We start from the raw sequence: 22831 nt of genomic DNA, 5'->3' as shown, positions 1-22831 counted from the left end.
TCAAAGCAGCGATACTACAGTGCCGCTTCGAGTTCTTCAATGAAGTTGCGGATTTTTTTGTGGGCAGCTTCCAGTTCGGAGAGTTTCTCGCGTTCGGCATCAACAACATCCTGCTTCGCGCGCTCAACAAAATTGGGATTGGACAATTTGGCACGTGTTCCGTCGATAATTTTGAGCAGTCTATCGTCCTCTTTTTTGAGACGTGCGCGTTCCGCATTGACATCAATCAATCCGTGCAGCGGGACATACACTTCGATGCCTTGAACGACCGCCGAAGCAGAGCCTTTCGGACGATTCGCGTTCATTTCAAACTCGGAAAGTCCAGCCAGGCGGATAACATAGTCCGCGAGAGACTCCCATTCCTTGCCCAACCTGCCGTGATCGATTCTAATGCCGGCAGGAATTCGCGAAGCGGGCTGAATCCGCAGTTCACCGCGGATGTTTCGAATTGCGTTTACGACATCCTGAAGCTTACTGAACTGCGATTCCACATTACTGTCGACAAGGCTCGCCTGATATGGGGGGTAATTGGCCATCATTACACTTTGATAGCGATGGTTCGCAGGCCAGGTTGATTGGGATAGTTTTCTCAAAGTCTGATAAACTTCTTCCGTGACGAACGGCATGACGGGATGGAGCAGTCTGACAATACCATGCAGAATACCGAGTGCATGCTTCAGTGCGTCCTTGCGTTCAACAGGAGAACCTTGCAGCCTGACTTTGATGAGTTCCAGATACCAATCACAGAAATCGTTCCAAACGAAGGAGTATATTCGGCGTGCCGCATCGGCGAATCTGAATTCTGTCAATGCTCGATCAACATCCTTGACACAGGTGAACAGTGCAGACGTTATCCACTGGTCTATCAGGTTTTCAGGCGAACTTGGCAGTATTTCGACAGGATCAAAGGCAAAGGTCTCTTCCTGTTCGGGCACGTTCATCAACAGAAAGCGTGTCGCATTCCACAGTTTGTTGGCAAAGTTTCTGCCATGCTCGCACATCTCACTCCCGAAGCGAATGTCGCCGCCGCGGGGAGTTTGCGAAATGATAGTGAACCGAAGCGCGTCCGCACCGTAAGTATCAATAACGTCAATCGGGTCCGGAGAGTTGCCGAGTGACTTGGACATCTTTCTTCCCTGCATGTCACGCACAAGGCCGGTGAAATAGACATCGGTAAACGGTGCAACACCGAACACCTCTTCGGAAGCGATAATCATGCGCGCAACCCAAAGGAAGATAATGTCCGGCGCGGTTATCAGCGTCGTACTCGGGAAGAAGTGAGCAAGGTCATCCGTTTGCTCCGGCCAACCGAGGGTTGAGAATGGCCACAGCCACGACGAGAACCATGTATCAACGACATCCGGGTCCTGCACGAGAGTCAGACCTGCGTACCTGGGGTCAGACGAAGGGTCATCGAGCGAGCAGATAATCTCTCCGGTCTCCTGCACGGTCCAGAGCGGGATGCGATGTCCCCACCAGATTTGACGTGAGATACACCAGTCGCGGACATTTTCCAGCCAATGGAAGTAAGTTTTCTCCCAATGCTCCGGATGGAATCTAACGCGTCCCTCTCGAACGGCAGCGATAGCGGGCTGGGCGAGCTCTTGCATACGGACGAACCATTGCTCAGAGAGCAACGGTTCAATGACGGTACCTGTGCGCTCGTTGTGGCCGACGGAAGTCGTGTATGGCTCAATCTTCTCCAAACAACCGATTTCATCCAGAGCCGCAACGACTCTCCTGCGCGCCTCTTTCCGATCAAGTCCTTTGAACTGCTCGGGCACAAGGTTGGTCAATTTGCCGTCCGGTCCGATAACTATCAGGAATTCCAGCCCGTGACGATTGCCGATTTCGAAGTCATTGGGGTCATGGGCCGGAGTAACTTTCACACAACCGGTCCCAAACTCTTTGTCCACATAATCGTCCGGGACAATGGGAATCAAGCGATTGGTAAGCGGCAGTTTGACGAACTTGCCGTGTAAATGCCGATAGCGCTCGTCGCCGGGGTGAACAGCGACAGCAGTATCACCAAGCATTGTTTCGGGTCGGGTCGTCGCAACGATGAGATGTCCACTACCGTCACTCAGGGGGTACCGAAAGTGCCAGAGGCTTGACGCAACATTGCGGTATTCGACCTGTTCATCCGACAACGCGGTTTGTTTGTCGGGATCCCAGTTTACGATGCGCTTACCGCGATAGATCAAGCCTTTATTGTAGAGACGCACAAAGATTTCGGCGACCGCACGTGACAGGTCGTGGTCCATCGTGAATCTCGTTCTCGACCAGTCACAGCTTGCTCCGATGCGTCGCAATTGCTGCAGAATGATTCCGCCGTAGTTTTCACGCCAGTCCCAGATTCGTTGTACAAGTTTTTCCCTGCCGAGATCGTGTCTCGTCAATCCTTCTTTGGCAAGTTGATCTTCGACTTTGATTTGCGTTGCGATACCGGCATGGTCGGTTCCCGGCAGCCAGAGCACATCATCGCCGTTCATCCTGCGCCAGCGAATCAGAAGGTCCTGCAGCGAGTTATTCAGAACATGGCCGAGCGTGAGCATTCCGGTCACATTCGGGGGCGGCATCATAATGACGTACGGTTTGTGCCCCTTGCGAATTTGTGCGCGAAAGTAGCCGTGTTGTTCCCAGGATTCATAAAGCCGGGTTTCCACGGCAGAGGGAGAATACGCTTTATCAAGTTCAATTCGAGGCATAGCCGGAAGTCATAAATTCGAGGTTTAGTAGCGAGAATAGTATGCGGGTCGTTTGGGACGGACACCGGCGAAAAATGCGAGGACAACGCCTGCGACAAATCCGCCGATATGCGCCAACCACGCCACTCCGCCGCCTTCCCTGTTCATCTCATTGAAGAAACCGGAAAGCTGCATGAAGAACCAAACACCGAGCATAAGAATCGCCGGTACTCGGATAAATCGAACGAAGAAGACGATCCACAGGAGAACAATTACATGCGCTCGCGGATAGGCAAGCATGTACGCTCCGAGAACAGCACTAATCGCACCCGAAGCCCCGACCATCGGAATCTCCGACGCAGGATCGAAAACGACATGTGACAGGGCGGCCACAAGTCCGCCAAGAACATAGAAGAATAGAAAACCGACGTGACCGAGTCTGTCTTCAATGTTGTTGCCGAAAATCCAAAGATAAAGCATGTTTCCGCCGAGGTGCATCAGCCCGCCGTGCATGAACATCGACGTAAACAATGTCAGCCACGCGACTGGAATTGCCGGAAGGAGATCCCATCCGGAAACAATTTCATTTGGAATGGCACCCCAAGCAAAGACAAACTGCTGCTGAGCTTCCGGAGTTTGCAGCATTTGCAGGACAAAGACGACGACGTTGGCGACGATAAGTGCAACTGTAATAAAAGGTGTCGAGTGAGTCGGATTTTCGTCACGTATCGGAATCACGGGATATTCACTTCCACGTCCCAGGACTTGCTCATGCCTGCCCTGTTAGCTGCTTCAAATTGTACGCGGTGGGTACCCCGCCCAAGCGACGATTGTGTCCAAATCAGGCCACCGTCTTCTTCGTACTCAAATTCCGGAATCGCTGTTTGACCGTTGACGCGGCATTTTACGCTGCCGTCATCGATGGAAGACTCCTCATCAACAAGCGTAAATGTCAGTTTGCCGCTTTTCCCTGAAACAACAAGTTTCGGCGGAGTAGCGTCCACGGCGACACCGTAGGTGCCACCACGCAAAACATAGCACGAAATCGTTTCATCAGCCCCCCCGGGAATCCGCCAGAGTGGAATCCTGCCGGTGGTTCCTGATCTTTTGAAGAAATATTTTCCCTGTTCAAACGGCTGGTTTGCGGTAAGGACCAGCTTTGCAGGAAAAGCAAAATCGTCATTGTTAATGAGAATCTCCTGCCCTTGAGGAGAAAGTTCAGCCCAACTCAAGGAGACGTCGTCACCCGTCAGTACGAACTCCGGGGTCTCAACAGAATCACGCGCGCGCAAGTTTCTTCGCTCGCTGCCTGCTTCAAGAGCTATTCTGACTGAAGATGTGTTTCCGTTGCGGTCTTCCACTTCAATTCTGACAACGCCAATAAAATCCTCAATCCATCCGAGGGGCAAATCCATTTCAGATTCAGCGTCCTTTTCCGGCCAATCAAAGAGTCTCCGGACATCACGGTCATTCGTTCTGAATTCGCGATACACGAGCTTCTCGTAAATATTCGCCGGACAGAGCAGGTCGATTCGACTTGGCAAGTCTTCGTACACTTGCCGTTCATTGACATAAACTCGAATTGCGGCAGGAACAGCGTTCCTACCCCATGGTCCGGGGTCGTAACAACGAATCAGAAATGCAACCGGTTCGCTCGACTTAACTCGAGGCGAAGCGCTTAGCACAAGATCACGGCCAGATGAGAGCGGAATATCGTCAGAGTACTCTACCCAACTTATCGCAGCGATCACGGGCTTGTCATTGTCTTGTGGTCTGTAGAAACTCAGCGGATCGAGCTGCACGGCACCGTGTCGAATCTCGAAATGCAAATGGGCAGGACCTCTGCCACTCGATCCCGTGTAGCAAAGAACTTCGCCGGCGCTGTAGCGCGGTGCGGTCAGGCTGTCTGAGAAAACAAAGTCGACCCGATAGGTTCCGCGGACAAGCTGTGAGTCTCTCACCAACTCCTGCAATTCGGGCTCATAACGGCTCAGATGGCCGAACACCGCAGTGTTCCCATCGGAGAGTCTGAAATAGAGAGTTCTGCCATAGCCGGCAGGATTAGTTCCGATGCGTTCGACCCAGCCGTCCGTCGGCGCGACAACCTTGAGTGGAGTTCGCGCTCTTAGGTCCACTCCGCCGTGAAAGTGGTCCAACCTGCTGTCCGCATGCCCGCCGGTCAAGGTACGGGAATCAGGCAAAGGCCAGAGATATTCCGCAGCCCAGCTGCACGCAGAGGAAAGCAGTAGTAGGACTAGTACTCTCGCCACCGCAATGCCGCACTAAACAACAATCCAACCATGGCAAGTGTCACGAGCATTGAACTACCGCCATAACTGACCAGCGGCAGCGGCAGACCTGTAACAGGCAGGAGGCCTACCGTCATGAGCAAGTTTGTCAGTGCCTGAAAGATTATCGCGCCCACAACTCCTATGGCAACAAGTGAATGAAACTGCGAATGGCACTTGGAGGCGATAGCAATCCCTCGATAATAGACAACAAAGAACGCAAGAACGACGATAAGCGCGCCGATAAAGCCCCACTCTTCAGCGAATGCCGAAAAAATGAAGTCGTTGTGACCTTCGGGAAGAAATTGAAGCTGAGTCTGCGTGCCGTGCAGAAATCCCTTACCTAACACCCCTCCCGAACCAACCGCGATTTTCGACTGAATGAGTTGATAAGCCGCTCCAAGCGGATCAGATTCGGGATCGAGAAATGTCGTGATTCTCCGCTGTTGGTGCGGTTCGAGCCTGCTCCAAAGTTTCGGTGTAAGAGTACCAAAGAACAGATACAGTCCTGTCAGAGCCGCAACCCATGGCAACTTGCGAATTGTCAAAAACGAGATAATCATCAATACAGCCAGCATAACGATATGAAGCGGCATGCTCCATACGGTCAGCACAGCGACAACGGGCACCGCCATCAGCAGGATGTACTGCGGAGCCAGGCCAGCCCATGCCGCAAGGACAAAGAGCATAACCGGGTAGATAAGTGCGGTTCCGAGATCGGGCTGAACAAGAATCAATGCCATCGGAACCACCGTCATCGCACACGCAGCGGCAAACAGCCAGAGCTTGTCCAGATCCTTCTGATTTTCGGCAAACAGACGCGCGAGCGCAAGCAAGGTCGCAACTTTTGCAAATTCCGATGGTTGAATCTGCACGGCGCCAAACTCGAACCAACTTGTCGCTCCCTTGTGTGTGGCGCCAATTGCCAGCACGAGCATGAGGCTGATGACCGATACTCCATAGAAGATATAGGCCAACATCTCGAAGAACCGGAGTGGAAGCGAAAGTATCGTTAGTGCGATGGCTGATCCGATTCCTATCCAAAAGAGCTGCCGTTGAAAATGGTAGAGACCAGAACCTTCGGCATGGCTGGTTGAGAAATTGGACAGAAGTCCGACTCCGAGCAAAACGAGGATCGCCAAGACGAGCCAAAGATCGGCAAGCTTGTTACGGGCGATCATTCCTGTTCCTCAACATTTACAGCAACGGGCTCAGTCTGTCGAACATTCTTCTTTTGCGGTGGGGAATCTTCAGACTCCGTCTTCTTTTCAAACAAGGCAGGATACAATTCCCTTTTTATCAAGTAACGCAGCACATCTCCGGCAACGGGAGCGGCGGCACCAGAGCCGCTCTTGCCGAACTCGACAAGGGCGCAACAGGCATACATGGGATTTTCTATTGGACCATAGCATATGAACCAGCCGTGGTCATCGCCGTGCGAGTTTTGAGCGGTTCCAGTTTTTCCGGCGATTCTGCTGCTGTCATCCTGTTGTCTCCGCGCGGTACCGGACGGGCCCCAGACAACCTCCGTCATACCTCGTTGCGCAAAATCCATGATATGCGGCGGAACGTCGGAAATCGGCCGCTCCTCTGGCTGGGCACGCTTCTCGAGGACTCTGGTAGAAGGATCGAAAATTCCTTCAACTAGATAGGGCTGCTTCCATACACCATCGGCCGCAATTGCTGCCGTAAATGCGCAGAGTTGAAGCGGTGTGGCCAGCATCTCCCCTTGCCCAATGGAGACTGAAACCAGAAAACCCGTTGACCAACCGTTCGGGCCATATCGCTTGTCATACCACTCCCTTGAAGGGACGAGACCTGCGGCTTCGCTGGTTTGGTCAATGCCAGTGGGCGAACCAAGGTGAAATCTCGTGAACGCACGGTTGATACCGTCCACGCCCAGCAGCAGTCCAAGTTTGTAGTAGAAGACATCGCAACTCTGTGCAATGGATTGAACGCAATCCACATAGCCATGACCACCTTTTTTCCAGCACTTGAAGGTCCGGTTGCCGTACGTGAAACTACCCGGACAAGAGACACCCCATGAAGGAGTAATCACACCACTGTTCAAACCTTCAACCAGCATTGCGGGTTTGATCGTGGAACCCGGTGGATACATCGTCTGAACAGCGCGATTGAGCATAGGTTTGTCCGGGTCACCGAGAAGCATCCGCCAATCATTCGCGGAAACCGAGCCTGCAAAAATGTCCGGGTCGTATGTCGGCGCACTGGCAAGCACGACGACACCTCCGGTTCGCACGTCCATGGCAACGACTGCACCGATCTTGTCAACTAGCAAGGACTCCGCAAGAAGTTGTGCGTCACGGTCAAGGGTTGTCCAGAGTTCTTTGCCGGGAATAGGATCAATTCTTCCTAATTCGGCGCCGGTTTCGACCTCTTGCCCGTGAACATCGACGACAGAAAGCCGGTTACCCTTAACTCCGCGAAGTTCCTTGTCGTATAATCTCTCTAAGCCGCGTTTTCCGACGAGATCACCTGATTGAAGACCAGGATACTTTGTGAGTTCGTCATCGGAGATTTCCGCGACGTATCCAATAGCATGCGGTGCGATTCCTCCGGGATAGAATCGCTTCGGCTCGATTTCGAGGTATGAACCGGGAATCTCGTTGCGGATTTCCTCGAATCGTGCCAGCAATGGATAAGGTAGGTCACGCCTCAGCCGTTGGGGACGAAATGACGATCGAAAAGGCTGCAGCTGCTTTTCTCGAATTTCGGCTGGATCACCAGCCAATGCGAAGCCGATTCTCTCGACGGCCAAACTATCCTTATAGAGGTCGCGGGGAATTCCGTAGCATGTATAGGACGGGCGATTGCTGACGAGCAACGCACCGCGGCGATCTCGAATGACACCACGCGGAGCAAGCATTTCGACAAACCGAATGCGGTTGTCTTCGGACTTTGCGCGATATTCCGGGCCTTCAACGACTTGCAGCTGAACCAACCTGTAGATGAGCAGGCTAAACGCAACGATTCCCACAATGAGAAAGCTTGCGTCACGGAGCATTTCATTGCGTTGAGTCATCTTGACGAGCTATCACGCTTGTGCAAAGGAGATAAGAACCAGAGCACCGCGAGACCGGTAGTCCACAGCGCGGATGGTATGCCGCTCCACAGCAAAACATTGAGGAACGGGAGTTCATTTGCGCGCGCGAGCAGAAGCATTCTCAATACTTCCAACAGAAATCCGAAGCCGAAAACGAGCACAGTCCACGGCCACCAAAGTCGAAAAGGCGCATCACCTGCAATTCTGGCGGAGAAGAATCCTGCAACAGAGAACGCAAAAGCTGACATTCCGATAGGCAGTGCCCCGAGCGCGTCAATGGCAAGTCCCACGAGAAAACCTGTCACGCAACCCCAAATAGGTCCAAGCTTCAGTCCGGAGTGGACAACGAACGGCAAAAGAAATGACGGGCGCGCATGACCGACAGTGAGCAAGGGTCCGATGCCTGCTTGCAGGACAAGCAGACTTAAGGCTGTGACGAGTGTCTTTGGACTCAATGCTCGCCTCCGATCTGAGGATCGTCCTGTCCCGCATATGGATCTGGCCATCCCGCATCAAGGACAACGAACACATCCTCCACAGTCCGGAAGTCGACAAACGGCTGGACAAGCCAACTTTCGCCGTAAATAGAAATCACTGATGGCGCGGCTGTCACAACACCAACACGGAGTCCTTTGGGAAAGACCGAACCGGCGCCCGAAGTCAGGACGAGATCGCCGTTTTTGATATCCACTCCTTGAGGGAGTCCGGTTAACGAATAGCGGTCCGGTCCTGTCCACCTCAAGATACCTCTCATACGAGTTCTCTCCAGAACCACGGCGACACCGTAGCTATTCCCAACGAGGGTTTGCACGAGAGCGGTGTTATCCGTTACCTCGATGACTTTTCCGACGAGTCCTTGAGGTGTGACAACGGCGGCGTTAACCTGCACACCGTCAGTACGTCCCTTGTTTAATCGGTATTGACCTCCAAGAGCAGGACCGACTGCGCTGATAACTGATGCGGAAATCGTGGTAAGGTCGGTTCTTTCCCGCATACCCAGCAGCGCACGCAACCGCTCATTCTCAAGATAGGCGTCACGCAGCTGGTTGTTTTCCTTGCTCAGCTCAATGGCATGCTTCTGCAAGACGTCATAATCAGACCAAATTGAGAACAGGCGGCGAACAAAACGCAGAGGTGAAGCCGCATAGCCGACAACATCGGTTGCCGTTTCTTTCAGCGCAGTCGCGCCAGGCTTTGGGCTTGTTAGAAGCAGGACGAGCGATAGCCCGGCACAGGTAAAGAAAATGATCCATTCTAGGGTGCCGCTGGCCTGGCGGTTCCGGGAAGGCATTTCTAATTAATTCGGGAGAAGAACTCGGTGAAACGTTTCCATATCGTCCAGCACTTTGCCGGTGCCACGTACAACGCAGGTCAGCGGGTCTTCCGCGAGGAAGACAGGCAAAGACGTTTCTTCCCTGAGTCTGACATCAAGTCCGCGAATCAACGCACCGCCTCCGGTCATGATGATACCACGATCCCGGATATCCGCAGCTAACTCTGGCGGCGTCTTCTCCAGGGCGTTCTTTACGGCGTCCACAATTTGAGAAATTGGCTCTTCTATGGCGTCGCGTATTTCAATGGAGTTTATTTCAACCGCTTTCGGAACTCCCTCGACCAAGTCACGGCCTTTCGCAACGATCGATAATTCCTGTTCCAACTTGGCAGCGGATCCGATACGAGTTTTTATTTCTTCGGCTGTGCGTTCACCGATAAGGAGGTTGTAGTTTCGTCTCATGAACTGGATTATCGCCTCATCCAACTCATCGCCGCCGACACGAATGGAGGTGTCGGTAATAATGCCAGAAAGAGCAATTACCGCAATTTCAGTAGTACCGCCTCCGATATCAATGACCATGTTCCCAATCGGGTCCAAGACCGGAAGTCCGACACCAAGCGCAGCAGCCATTGGTTCAGCGATGAGAAACACCTCGCGGGCGCCGGCGTGCTCGGCGGAGTCTTTGATAATTCTCTTCTCCGATTTGGTGACACCGGAGGGCACGCAAACGATGACTCGCGGTCTAAGAAGTCGATTGGTTTGCGCCTTGCGAATCAGAGCGCGAATCATAATCTCTGCCACCTCGTCATCATCGATTACACCATCACGCATTGGTCGAATAACTTCAAGGTCACGATGAGTCTTGCCGAGCATTTCACGCGCTTCATTGCCGATGGCAATCACCTTACGGTCACTCTTGCGAATCGCAACCATGGATGGTTCGCGCACGAGAATTCCCTTGCCTTTTACAAAGACAAGAGTGTTGCGGGTGCCAAGATCGATGGCAATTTCGTTTGAAAAAAACCCCGAAAGGGAAAAGGACATGTTTTCCTCGAAAAATGGAAAGTAAGAGGTACTTAATCCTCGTCAGAAAGGACGACGCCAGTGGACAGATTCGGCGGATTGATGCCGCGCTTCTTTTCTTCCGCCCAAAGGTACTCCAGAATCATCGGCTGTTCTTCCGCGTCGACAGCGACATAAACGGAATAGTACGCCCCCCAAGTGCAAACGAGCTTTTGATTCTGTGCCGCCGCTATCGCTTCGGCGAGTGACGGAAGTTTACGTGTCATTCTGCCAATAACAGAGTATATCGCTCCGGACACGTCACGTTTCACGATATAGTTCTTTCCCATGTATCTCACTCGTGACGGAGGGCGTACATAAAGAGGGGCTTTAAGATTCTTGGGCCAATTGCTCATAAAGTGTCTTAATGTTTGAAATGTCTTCGGCCAGTAAATAGCATGGCAATATTGTGCTGGTTTGCGGACTCGATAACTTCTTCATCACGCACTGACCCACCGGGCTGGACAACGGCAGTCGCGCCGGCACTCGCAATCAAGTCCAGGCCATCACGAAACGGGAAGAATGCGTCGGAAGCGCACACGGAGCCATGCAAGGCTATGTCGGCGGCCTTCGCTTTCAGAATCGCGAATCGTGTGGAATCCACACGCGACATTTGCCCTGCTCCAATTCCCAGTGTACCCGTGGACGAAGCAAATACGATCGCATTGGAACGAACATGTTTCGACACAATCCAGCCCAGTTTTAGAGCTGCGAGTTCTTCGTCTGTTGGCGAGCGCCGTGTGACTACTTTGGCGTCCTGCCATTCAGGAAATCCAACGTCTCTGTCTTGAAGAAGATAACCTCCCCAAATCGCCCGCAGTTCGCGACCGGACTGACGTGAGTTGAGAGAATCCTGGTCAAAGGCAATGAGCCGAAGCGCCTTCTTTTTCGCCAGAACTTCGCGCGCACCCTCGCTAAAGGAAGGTGCGAGGATAATCTCAAGGAAGATGTCGGACAAAACTCGTGCAGCCGCCTCATCGAGTTCGCGATTAACGGCTACAATCCCGCCAAAGGCCGAGACCGGATCAGTCTTCAATGCCGTCGAGATCGATTCCACGAGTGAGTTTCCGACTCCAACACCACACGGCGTCACATGCTTTATTATGACACAAGCATAGTCTGAGAACTCGCTGAGCAGTGAAAGCGCGCCGTCCGCATCGAGCAGATTATTATAAGAAAGCTGCTTTCCAGAAATTTTATCGGCGGCAACAAGTCCGACAGACTCTGCATCGAACGGCGCGAGCAGATCGGCTTTCTGATGAGGGTTCTCGCCGTACCGAAGTTCGCGCGATTTCCGCAAGGGGAGACAAATGAACTCGCCGCTGTTCAACCAATTCGCGATGGCCGAATCATATGCTACTATCTCCATGAATGCCTGCCGTCCCAATCGATCAGCAAGATCTTCCGAGACTTCGCCGTTCAAAGAGGAAAACTCGGCCGCAAACTCCTTGTATTGCAGGGGACTGGTTAATACGACCACATGCTCCCGATTCTTCACGGCGCCGCGAACCATGGATGGCCCGCCGACATCAATGTTTTCATTTATCTCTTCGTCGGACTTCCCGGAGGCCAAGGTTGCCGCAAACGGATAGAAGTTTACGACAAGAAGATCGATGGGGTCCACACCAAGTCGAGCCATGTCATCGAGATCACCGGCGTGATTTCGACGGGCGAGCAGGCCGCCGTGTATACGGGGATGCAATGTCTTAATGCGGCCTTCCATGGCCTCGGGGTGACCTGTGAATTCCGAAACTTCGGTAACCGGCAAGCCAGCTTCAATCAGTGCTTTCGCCGTACCGCCGGAAGCGATCAGTTGAACACCATGCTCACTGAGTAACTTCGCCAATTCTGTCAGACCGGACTTGTCGGACACTGATAATAAAGCGCGGCGAATTTTAATCATTTACTTAAGTCAGGGTATAAATTTGACTATGCGGCCGTTTATTTCATACTTACCGCTTGCAAGAACTTTCAACGCTCCTCTGTAGAGGTTTTTCTCGGCATTCTGAACTCTTTCACCGAGGCGTTCCACAGTGTCATCGGGGCGAACCATGACTACTTGTTGCGCGATAACCGGGCCATGATCATATTCTTCGTCAACGAAGTGGACTGTGGCTCCGGTGACTTTTGCGCCATAATTTAGCACCGCCTCATGCACGCGTGCACCGTACATCCCTTTTCCACCGAACGCCGGCAGAAGTGCCGGATGAATATTCACAATTTTGTTGCGGAATGCCGAAACCACTTGCGGCGGGACCAGCTCCATGTATCCGCACAGGAATATCCAATCGCAATTGAACTTTTCCAAAGTCTCCAACATTGCAGCCGCATGCGCCGCACCATCATGATAGTTGCGGCGGGCTATTATTTCGCAAGGAATTCCCAGACTCAAAGCACGTTCTAACACATACGCATTATCCTTCGTGCAGATTAGAAGCGCAGGCTCCGCAGCGATTTTCTCAGCGCGAATACACTCCACGAGTGATTGAAAGGTTGACCCGTTTCCGGAGGCGAAAAACGCAATACGCATTGCTCAGGCTATTAATTCAAATGGTGAACTTCCATAACTAAGCCCAATCGTGTCGCTTTGAATTGTCAAGCGCATCGGCGTGCCGACGGGCAAAGTCATTCTGACCGCACCATGACCATAGGGAAAATTCGTGAGAATCGGGTAGCTTGTCCCAATTGTACCGGCGAGCACACTTTGCCTGAGCAGTTCATAGTTCCCCTCAGCTTCGTCCCCACTCCAGCCGAAATCTCCGACAACAAGTGCGGCGAGGTTCTGCAAAACGCCTGCGTTCCTCAGATGAAAGATCAAGCGATCGACTCGATAGGGAGGCTCGGATACATCTTCGATGACGAGAATCACGCCTCGAAGGTCCGGCATCCATCGCGTTCCGAGCAGACTTGAAATCATTGTCAAATTACCGGGAAGCATCGGAGCAATAATCTCGCGAGCTCCGGTCCTCAACACTTGCGGTTCCACTTGCGGAAAACTTGCGAGCCAGTTTTTATAGGACGCACCGGACAGTAAATTGAGAGCGAAATCTCGCGACTCCTCGCTCAATCCACTTTCAAACTCCACAGCAAGCGGACCGGAGAAAGAAACTACTTTCCTTTCGCTCCACATCGCCCACTGCAAAGCTGTCAAATCAGAGAAACCGGCGAAAGGTTTCCGAGACATTTCAAGTATGCGATAGTCGATCATCGGCAGCAGCCGAGATGTCCCGACTCCGCCTCTCGCACACCAGACCAAGTCCACTTCTTCGTCAGCGAAAAGTGATTCTAATTCGCTGCAGCGGATAGAGTCAGCGGCCGACAGGAAGCCTTGTTTGCCGCCGACGTTGTCTGTCAACTTAATACCGTATCCAAGAGAAATCAGATGTCTAACTGCAACTTGCAGTCGGTCGGTATTGACCGGACCCGCGGGCGCGCAAATTCCAATTGTACCTTTAGAAGGAAGCGGTCTTAGCACAGACTCAATAACCCCATTGCGGTCCGGCGAGCGTGTAATCTCCGAAACCCGTGTAGTCCACAAATACGAATCTTCGATTCAAGTTGTGATAGTACCAGATCTCGTATGGCCTTGAACCGGATTCGAAAGGATGCCGCTCAATATCAGAAGGCTCTCCATACATGATATAGATTCGTCCACGGTCTGTTTCCCAGCCAGGGCGGTGCGTAGAGTACTTTTCATCGGAATATTCAACGCGAAAATAGTACTCTTCCATCAATTCGTTTCGCGCAGTCTCCGGAGTAGGATCACGGCGCTTCCAGAACTCGCGGAATAGCTGCTCACGGTCGATCACTGAAGCGCTTCGAAGGCGGCGGTTTTCCTCCGCTGTTGCTATGTACTTGACTTGCCGGATTGCCTCACCCAAATCGGTAATAGAAGCAGGAACACCGGGGATGTTCACGTTAAAGGTTATCTCGCGCGCCTCTCTTCTTCCGAATCCCAGTGCCTCAAAGGACACCGTGTACTTCTGCACAGGCAGATTCTTCATGACGACGACATACTCAAGGCGCTGGACTGATCCGTTAGGAACAATTCTTTGCACAGACGTTGCGATATCCTTGCCGTCTTCTCCGGAGACCGACCAAGTTACATTTAAAGTGTCCCGCGCAACCGAAACCAGATCAATTGCAATGGTCGCAGGTTCTTCACGGTTCGAAAAGTTATCAATAACCTTCGGAACATCCGACTCCTCATTCAAGGAATCACTTTCAATCCAATACAAGTCTGAAACCGACAAGAGAGAGTCCATAAGAGCCGCCGAAACTTGACCGCTCCAACGAGCTTTCCGCTTTGTTTCTTTGTCCGTCAATACGACTGTGACGTCGTAGTCACCGGGCTTAACAAAGAATTCTTCCGAACGAACAGCATTCAGCGTGCGACTATTTGTCTCTTTGAAAACACTCGTGAACACATCAATAATCACGCTTCGTTCAGCGGAGAGATTTCCCTCTTTGTCAATCAGGGTAAAAGAAGCATCCACCCGTGCCGCAAATCCGTCTTGGGGGCCGCGAACAAAAGTCAAATTGTCATACGGGATAGAGATGGCAACGAATATCAGCGCACTGTCGGCAACACTGGAAAGGCGTTGACCACTCCGGCAGCGAAAATTACGCGATTCCGCATCTTCATCGCGCAATCTTTGAGCAGTACCAGCGGATGTAATCAGTATCAATGTCGCAAGACAGGCAGCGCAAAGGCTTCGCATGCAATACTCCGTTCTGTGCCGTCTGGGTGCTCCGGAACAGCGTCTAATTGATATGCAGCAGCGCCAGTCACCTTGACTTGATGAATCAGGCCGGGCGCTAACTGACCTCGAACTCTTACCAGCGCGTCAATGTCAGGCGCGTCCCATTCACTGCGCCCCCATGAAATATCACGCACATTTCGCTCCACAATCACTGGAATCACCGCTCCAACGAGCTCTTTGTTCCGTTCGAGGCATATACTCTTCTGCAGTTTCATCAAGCGGTCCAACCTGTCGAGCGCGACTCCCTCCTCAACGTGATCGCGCAATTCGGCACCTGTGGTTCCGGATTGCGGCGAATACGTAAAAACGCCTGCTCGTTCGAACTTGACCTTCTCCATGAATTCATAGAGATCCTCAAAGTCCGTTTCGTCCTCTCCGGGAAAACCTACCAGCACGGTGGTACGCACACAAACATCGTTTCTGTTGTCACGAAACGCGGCTATGGAATCCTGCATTTTGCTTGCAGAGGTCTTTCTGTTCATCAACTTCAGCATTTTGTCAGACGCATGCTCGATCGGAAAATCAATATATGGAGCAAGCTTTGGAACACGCGCTAACTCTGACATGAACTTTGGCGGAGCCGACGGCGGATGCGCATAGAGAATGCGAATCCACTCAATGCCGTTGATATCGGATAGACGATTGCACAAATCTACAAGCATCCGCTTACGATACAGATCCACTCCGTAGCTTGTGGTCTCTTGACCGATGATGAGGAGTTCTCTTACACCAGTGCGAGCAAGTAAGCGCGCCTCTTCTATCAGTTTCTCCATGGGTTCGCTGCGGTAGAGTCCACGCATTTGCGGAATCGCGCAAAAGGCGCATGCGTGGGAACAACCGTCGGAAATGCGTAAATACGCGGAGCCGGGACCCGCTTTACCGCTGTACAACGTTACATTTCCCGAACCGGCAAGACTTAACGGATTTGCTCCGAGTGCAGCAAGCATACTTGACCATTCCCCGATGCCAAAGACGCCGTCAAGTTCCGGAATTTCCTCTTTAATCTCGGGGCCATCGCGCTGTGTCAAGCAACCCATCGCGTAGACTCGCCTGCCTTTGCGTGCTTGCTTCCAGCGGATGGCTTCCAGAATAACCTGAATGGACTCCACCTTTGCATCATCTATGAACCCGCACGTATTCACGACGACGATATCGGCGTCTGCATCACGCGATACGTACTCGAAGCCGCCTTGCTTCAATAGGCCAGCGAGTGTTTCGCTGTCAACCGCGTTCTTCGCGCATCCGAGCGTCTGAATCATTACGCGGGGAAAGCGGAGGTCAGCAGCACAATGTCGTTTCATTGCCAGAGACACTCGACGTTCTTTTCACCGACAATGCTTCGCATTTGGTTCAATACCTGCACCGAGGTTTTCAGACGGTAGCGGCGGGAACGAATGAATTTCTCTTGACCGTCTTGTTCGATACGGAACAATATTTCCACGTCGCCGTTGTGATGTGCGAACAAGTCCTCAAGCGCATTCAGCGTTCGCTCAAGGTTTGGCTGCGCGGCAACATGAATGAGAAGTTTTCGAGCGAACCGGACTTTTGCTTCGTCAATCGCATATATCTCTTCAGCAATGAATTTTGGTTCTTCGTCCTCTCTGCGGGAAACGCGGGCCACAATCACCAGCTTTGCATCCTTTCGCACATTGTGTCCGAAGTTCTCAAGCACGTCGGCAAATACAAGGATCTCCGCGGATCCTGTGTAATCCTCAAACGTCATCGTGGCCATGGGTTTGCCTTTGCGCGTGACCTGCCGTCTGATGTCCGTGACAACACCTCCGAGCCGGACGCTATCCTGGTCGGCAAGCTCCGATGTGTCTCCAAGCGAAGCCGTAGTGATACTTTCAATGATTGCCCGTTCCTTGTCAAGCGGATGGCCGGATGCGTAAAATCCTAACAACTCCTTTTCACGGGCAATCTTTTCCTCAAAGTTCTGATCACTTACGTCCGGGAGTCGTGGCTCCAGCGATACCGAACCGCTTACCTCTCCAAAGAGCGATGATTGACCAAACTCACGTTCTCGTTCCTTTTCAAGTGAGAATGAAAGAAACGCCTCTATTGACGCAAAAAATTGTCCGCGATTTCCCGGCAGACTGTCGAGTGCACCCGATCCTATCAGACTTTCGATTACTTTTCTGTTAACAATCCGTGAATCAACGCGCGCGGCAAGATCAAAAAAACTGGTGAAAGGCCCGTTGCTCTGCCGCGCGGCAAGAATAGCCTCCACGGGTCCTTGTCCGATGTTCTTGATGTTTTCCAGGCCGCATCGCACGGCACCCTCAACCACCGCAAAATTTCGCTCGGAAAGATTGATATCCGGGGGCAGCACCGAAACGCTGTTCTTGCGAGCATCGTTGATAATTTTCGGCATCTGCTTAGTGTCGCCGTGATACGAGGCAATATCCGACGCCAAGAACTCCGCGGGATAATTCGCCTTCAAGTACGCGGTCTGGTAGGCCAGCACGGCATAACATGCGGCATGAGCCTTTACGAATCCGTACTCGGAGAATTTCCTCACGAGTTCATAAATCTCTTCGGCAAGTCTTTTGGAAAGAGAACTATGTGACAGGCAGCCATCGATAAACTCGATTCGCACCTTTTCCATTTCCTCTTTCTTTTTCTTGCCCATCGCCTTACGAAGAATGTCCGCTCGGCCAAGTGTGAATCCGGCGATATCACGTGCGATTCGAAGCACTTGCTCCTGATAAACGATGACACCGTAAGTTTGTTTCAGGATCGGCTCAAGCTTGGGATGCAGATAGGTGACGGGCGTCCGTCCGTGTTTACGGTCGATGAAGTCACCAATCATGTTCATCGGCCCGGGACGATAGAGCGCCACCATGGCCACAATGTCGTCAATACAATTCGGCTTGAGTTTTGTCAGCCACTCACGCATTCCACCGGATTCAAGCTGAAACACTCCGGTCGTGTCACCTCTTCCAAGAAGTTCGTACGTCCTTTCGTCATACGATTCGTGAAGGTTGTTCATGTCAAGCATGATGCCCCGGCGAGCGAGCATTTGCAAACACAAATCAATCACGTTCAAAGTTCGCAGGCCAAGAAAGTCCATCTTCAGAAGGCCAATCTTGTCCACGATGTTCATATCGAATTGAGTCGTAATCGAACCGTCGGACTGTCTGAAAAGCGGAACATAGTCGGTTAATGGACCGGGAGTAATCACGACGCCTGCCGCATGCGTCGACGCATGTCGACAAAGACCCTCCAACGCACTCCCGACCTGCCACACTTTGCGGAAATCTTCACGCTCGTTCAGCAATTCCGTCAACTCGGGATTTCCCTCGGTGGCATTAGCAAGCGTCGCCGTGGGGCCATCAGGAATTTTCTTTGCAAGCTTGTCCATGTCGGCATAGCTCATTCCCATCACTCGTCCGACATCGCGTACTACCGCGCGTGCTTTCAATCGGCCAAACGTAATAATTTGTGCCACTGAGTCTGCACCGTACTTTTCGCGCACGTATTCGATGACCTTGGCACGGCCCTCATCATGAAAGTCGATGTCAATATCCGGCATGGAAATACGCTCAGGATTCAAGAACCGCTCAAAGTAAAGATCGAATCGGATAGGATCAAGGCTCGTTATTCCCAGCGAATAACAAACGAGCGATCCGGCTGCGGAACCTCTGCCCGGTCCGACAGGCACGTCAATTGACCGTGCGTATCGCACAAAGTCTGAAACAATCAGAAAGTACCCTGAAAAGCCCATCTGATCAATAACTCTGAGCTCATAATTCAACCGTTCTTCCAGTTCCGCAGTGACATGCGCATATCGACGTCTCATTCCCGAACGGGCGAGCTCTGTCAAATAGGATGTCTCATTCTCTTCGCCTTCGGGCAACGGAAACCGGGGAAGATGTCGTGCCGAAAAATCAAGAGTGATGTTGCACTTTTCGGCGACTTCCCGAGTGTTCAGCAGCGCTTCAGGGATATCTTGAAACAGTGCCGCCATCTCCTGCGGCGTCTTCAAATAGAATTCGTTTGTATCGAACTTCATCCGGTCCGCATCAGCCACGTTTTTCCCTGTGCCGATGCAGAGCAGACAGTCGTGCGCTTCGGAATGGGTCCGATCAAGATAATGCGTATCGTTCGTGCATATTACCTTTGAATTCAATCTCTTCGCAAGACGAATCAACTGAGTGTTCAACGAGAGTTCATCCGGCAAGTCATGGCGCTGGATCTCTATGTAGAAATCGTCTCCGAACAGCTCCTTGTACCACATCGCTTTTTCCCATGCACCGGCCTCGTCTCCCGACAGGAGAAGCGTGGGAACGTCCGAAGACATGCATCCGGATGTCGCAATCAGGCCGTTGCAATGCCGCGCGAGAACTTCGGCGTCTATTCTTGGCTTGTAATAGAACCCTTCGGTGTACCCGATAGAAGAGAGCTTAACGAGATTCTTGTAACCGACTTCATCTTTGGCCAGCAGCAGAAGGTGATTTGCGTATTCGTCACCGTTTCGTTTACGCTGACCGCCCGACTTGTCGAAGCGATCCCTGCAAATATAAACTTCACAGCCGATTATCGGTTGAACACCGTTCGCCTTGCAGAGCGAATAGAAATCCACCGCACCGTGCAATGCCCCGTGATCAGTCAGAGCGACAGCGGGCATTCCGAGCTCAACGGTTCTCTTAACAAGGTCGGTGACCTTGCAAGCACCGTCCAGCAAACTGAATTCAGAGTGATTATGCAGATGTACGAAATCTTCGCTCATAGATCACCCTCTGCCCGGCGAATATCGGCGCCAACTCGGGACAACTTCTCCTCAAGCTTTTCATAGCCTCTGTCCAAGTGATAAACACGCTTGACTTCCGTCTCACCTTCGGCAGCGAGACCGGCCAAAACAAGGCACACCGAAGCGCGCAGGTCTGTGGACATAACAGGTGCGCCGGTGAGTTTGGAAACCCCGGTGACAACGGCTGTATTATTGTCCATGTGAATTTGTGCGCCAAGCCGGAACAACTCGGCAACGTGCGTGAACCTGTCCGTGTAGATCGTATCGGTAATATGTGACACACCGTCTGCAATTGTGGCAAGCGCCATGAACGGCGCCTGCAAGTCTGTCGGAAAATTCGGATAGACATCCGTGGTCACGTCAATCGGCTTCAGCTTGCTGCTTCCACGCTCGACTTGAATCCAATCGGCTCCATAACTAACTTCAATGCCGGCCTGCCTTGCTTTTTCAATCACGGCAGTCAACTGAAGCGGATCAGCGTGTGACAGTCTGACCTTACCTCCGGTCATTCCGACCGCACACATGAACGAACCGGTTTCAATCCTGTCGGGTGACATGACGGCATCTGCTGGATGAAGTTCGGCGACACCTTGAATCGTCAGCTCTCTGGTGCCGATCCCTGAGATCCGTGCACCCATTTTATTCAGGAACAACGCGAGGGAAGTTACCTCCGGCTCAAGAGCTACGTTTTTAAGTACGGTCGTACCCTCCGCCCGTACGGCAGCCATGAGTACATTCGCTGATGCTCCAACGCTTGAAATTCCGAATTCAAAAGATGTGCCCCGCAGTGGCAGTGCCGAAGCAACAACGTATCCCTGATCTAGAATGAGCTTGGCGCCAAGCGCTTCCATTCCTTTCAAGTGCAGATCCACGGGTCTTGGACCCCAGGCACATCCTCCGGGCAATGACACACGGGCCTCGCCATGTCGACCAAGCAGAGCGCCAAGTACGTAAAAACTTGCACGCATCGTCTTGACAAGATCATAAGGGGCTTCAACATGCGAAGCGTGACTGGTGTCAATCAGCAGTTCATTTGCAGACTCGTCTATTTTTGCACCAAGAATTCGCAGCAGATTCGACATTGTTTTAACGTCTTTGAGCTGCGGGACGTTTGTGAAGCGATAGAAACCGGGCGCAAGCAGCGTAGCAGCAAGCAACGGCAGAGTCGCATTTTTCGAACCCGATATTGGAATCTCTCCTTCGAGCGGTCGTCCGCCGCGGAGAATCAGACTATCCAAGCTATTGATCCTGTTCCGAAGTGAATTTGTTAGTATTCAGGAGTTCACCAGCCGCGGCAATCGCAGTGTCGGAAATCTCCGATCCTGCAAGCAATGCTGCGACCGCCTCCGCCCGCTGCTCAGGCTTGAGCATTTCGGCCCTGGTAATGGTCCCTTTGCGGGAAGTGCTTTTGGAAACTTGAAGATGATGTTCCGCCCGCGCGGCAATTTGCGGAAGGTGAGTCACCACAACGACTTGTTGTCGTCGTCCGAGTTCAAACAATGTGTTGGCAACAGCGGCGGCAACCCGCCCGGAGATTCCCAAATCTATTTCATCGTAAACCAGCAGCGGATTCCGCATGCGTTCGGCAACGACACTCTTAATAGCCAAGGTAACCCGCGATGACTCTCCGCCGGAAGCGACCTCTGCAAGTGGGCGAAGAGTCTGTCCGGATGTGCCGGCAAACAAAAACTGAATGGAATCGGCACCGGTGCGGCCTATCATGTCGACGTTGTTCGGGTCCGCTGAAACCAACACAATCTCGAACTTCGGCTTCGCGAAACCAAGCGGCTGGAGAGTCGCTTGAATTGCTTCCGCAAATTGACTGCAGGATTCGCGTCGCTTGCAGCTCAACACAGCGGCAGCACTTGATAATGCTTTGCTAATTATGTCAAGGGATTTCTGGACTTCAGTCAGCTCCTTTTCAAGGGCTGAAAGCGCGGCGAGTTCGTCTTTCATCTTTTCCGCCTGCTCGAGAATTTGGCTCAAATCCAAGCCGTGCTTTCTTCGCAACTCTGCGATAGTCGCAGCACGTTTCCGCAGATTCTCAAGCTCGTCCGGACTTATCTCAATGTTTCCGGCGTAATGCAATACTTCGTTGCTAATGTCCCGAAGCCTTGACGTCACTTCGGCAAGTTCGATTGCGAAAAGTCCAAACTCGCTGTCAATCCGTCGAATCTCGTCGGCCAACTGCCTCGCTTGTCCGGTCAGTGAAACAGCACAAACGTCATTCTGTTCGAGCAAATCCGCAATTTGGGTTGCTAACAAGACGAGCTTTTCGGCTTGCTCGAGTTTCTTCAGTTTTCCGGCAAGATCGACATCTTCTCCAGGTCGTAGTCCAAGTTTCTCGATCTCTTCAAGCTGATAGGCAAGGAGCGCCTGCTCTTTGCGGCGCGTTGATAACTGTCGATTGAGTTCTTCGCGCCTCACAAGCATGGCTTGCCGGTCACGATACGCCGCTGTTACGGTACTCAATTCAGAACCCGTCTGCGCGAAAGCATCCAGAAATTCGAGTTGTCGTGATGGCTTGAAGAGCGAGAGATTATCCCTTTGACCGTGAAAATCCATGAGCAAATCCCCCACGGATTTCAGCAATTCGATGCTGACCGGCCGATCCTGCAGGAAACTGCGGGTTCTCCCGCCACGGGTTAGCTCGCGGCGAATAATGAAGCTGCCGTCCTCTTCGAAATACTCTTCATCAACAAGTTCTTTGAGCTCCCCTGTCGGTTCAAGTCTAAACTCAGCTTCAATAACCGTACGGTCGCAACCGTCTCTAATCATCTGTTCGCTGAGCGTCTCACCGAACAAGACGCGGAGTGCGCCAAGAATCATGCTCTTTCCCGCTCCGGTTTCCCCTGTAATGGCGGTCAGCCCCATCTTCAGGGAGAGATTGATTTCCTCCACGAGCAGGAAATTGCGGATTGAGAGCCGCTCCAGCATG

At 52.2% G+C, this 22831-nt stretch carries 17 protein-coding genes; all 17 read right to left on the bottom strand.

What is annotated here, in order from left to right; genetic code table 11:
• Positions 1 to 14 precede the first annotated feature (14 nt).
• Positions 15 to 2708, bottom strand: coding sequence for a valine--tRNA ligase (locus HUU59_00900; GenBank protein NUO17994.1), 2694 nt, complete (start codon positions 2706 to 2708; stop codon positions 15 to 17).
• A 24-nt stretch (positions 2709 to 2732) separates the two neighbouring features.
• Positions 2733 to 3425: a rhomboid family intramembrane serine protease gene (locus HUU59_00895; protein NUO17993.1), complete on the bottom strand. Its 693-nt coding sequence runs from the start codon at positions 3423 to 3425 to the stop codon at positions 2733 to 2735.
• Positions 3422 to 4888, bottom strand: coding sequence for a hypothetical protein (locus HUU59_00890; GenBank protein ID NUO17992.1), 1467 nt, complete (start codon positions 4886 to 4888; stop codon positions 3422 to 3424). The genes HUU59_00895 and HUU59_00890 overlap by 4 nt, the downstream gene beginning before the upstream one ends.
• 53 nt (positions 4889 to 4941) lie before the next feature.
• Complete coding sequence (gene rodA, locus HUU59_00885) at positions 4942 to 6156, bottom strand: rod shape-determining protein RodA (GenBank protein NUO17991.1); 1215 nt, start codon at positions 6154 to 6156, stop codon at positions 4942 to 4944.
• Positions 6153 to 8018, bottom strand: a complete 1866-nt coding sequence (gene mrdA, locus HUU59_00880; protein ID NUO17990.1) for a penicillin-binding protein 2 — start codon at positions 8016 to 8018, stop codon at positions 6153 to 6155. Before mrdA ends, rodA begins: the two co-directional genes overlap by 4 nt.
• Positions 8015 to 8494 (bottom strand): rod shape-determining protein MreD, encoded by a 480-nt coding sequence (mreD, locus tag HUU59_00875; protein ID NUO17989.1) that lies wholly within the window; start codon positions 8492 to 8494, stop codon positions 8015 to 8017. The genes mrdA and mreD overlap by 4 nt, the downstream gene beginning before the upstream one ends.
• The gene (mreC, locus tag HUU59_00870) at positions 8491 to 9330 is read right to left on the bottom strand and encodes a rod shape-determining protein MreC (protein NUO17988.1); all 840 of its coding nucleotides are present in this window, start codon (positions 9328 to 9330) and stop codon (positions 8491 to 8493) included. Before mreC ends, mreD begins: the two co-directional genes overlap by 4 nt.
• A 6-nt stretch (positions 9331 to 9336) precedes the next feature.
• The gene (locus tag HUU59_00865) at positions 9337 to 10359 is read right to left on the bottom strand and encodes a rod shape-determining protein (protein NUO17987.1); all 1023 of its coding nucleotides are present in this window, start codon (positions 10357 to 10359) and stop codon (positions 9337 to 9339) included.
• Between the two features lie 32 nt (positions 10360 to 10391).
• Positions 10392 to 10667 carry a hypothetical protein gene (locus HUU59_00860; protein NUO17986.1) on the bottom strand — a complete coding sequence of 92 codons (276 nt, stop codon included), beginning with the start codon at positions 10665 to 10667 and terminating at the stop codon, positions 10392 to 10394.
• A 74-nt stretch (positions 10668 to 10741) separates the two neighbouring features.
• Complete coding sequence (gene purH / locus HUU59_00855) at positions 10742 to 12280, bottom strand: bifunctional phosphoribosylaminoimidazolecarboxamide formyltransferase/IMP cyclohydrolase (protein ID NUO17985.1); 1539 nt, start codon at positions 12278 to 12280, stop codon at positions 10742 to 10744.
• 9 nt (positions 12281 to 12289) lie between these two features.
• The gene (locus HUU59_00850) at positions 12290 to 12907 is read right to left on the bottom strand and encodes a phosphoribosylglycinamide formyltransferase (GenBank protein NUO17984.1); all 618 of its coding nucleotides are present in this window, start codon (positions 12905 to 12907) and stop codon (positions 12290 to 12292) included.
• Between the two features lie 3 nt (positions 12908 to 12910).
• A complete protein-coding gene (locus HUU59_00845; GenBank protein NUO17983.1) occupies positions 12911 to 13852 on the bottom strand; it encodes an LD-carboxypeptidase in 942 nt (313 codons plus the stop codon).
• Positions 13853 to 13856: 4 nt separating this feature from the next.
• Positions 13857 to 15098 (bottom strand): GWxTD domain-containing protein, encoded by a 1242-nt coding sequence (locus tag HUU59_00840; protein NUO17982.1) that lies wholly within the window; start codon positions 15096 to 15098, stop codon positions 13857 to 13859.
• Entirely contained in the window at positions 15062 to 16441 is a 1380-nt protein-coding gene (gene rimO / locus HUU59_00835; GenBank protein ID NUO17981.1) for a 30S ribosomal protein S12 methylthiotransferase RimO, read from the bottom strand. Before rimO ends, HUU59_00840 begins: the two co-directional genes overlap by 37 nt.
• Complete coding sequence (locus tag HUU59_00830) at positions 16438 to 19872, bottom strand: DNA polymerase III subunit alpha (GenBank protein ID NUO17980.1); 3435 nt, start codon at positions 19870 to 19872, stop codon at positions 16438 to 16440. The genes rimO and HUU59_00830 overlap by 4 nt, the downstream gene beginning before the upstream one ends.
• Positions 19869 to 21131 carry a UDP-N-acetylglucosamine 1-carboxyvinyltransferase gene (murA, locus tag HUU59_00825; protein ID NUO17979.1) on the bottom strand — a complete coding sequence of 421 codons (1263 nt, stop codon included), beginning with the start codon at positions 21129 to 21131 and terminating at the stop codon, positions 19869 to 19871. The genes HUU59_00830 and murA overlap by 4 nt, the downstream gene beginning before the upstream one ends.
• 1 nt (position 21132) lies before the next feature.
• A complete protein-coding gene (recN, locus tag HUU59_00820; protein ID NUO17978.1) occupies positions 21133 to 22830 on the bottom strand; it encodes a DNA repair protein RecN in 1698 nt (565 codons plus the stop codon).
• Between the last annotated feature and the right edge of the window lies 1 nt (position 22831).

It is taken from the genome of bacterium (assembly GCA_013360195.1).
Classification (GTDB): Bacteria; Electryoneota; RPQS01; order RPQS01; family RPQS01; genus JABWCQ01.
Note: the sequence above shows the minus strand (reverse complement) of the source record. Positions and strands in the feature narration are given on the sequence as shown.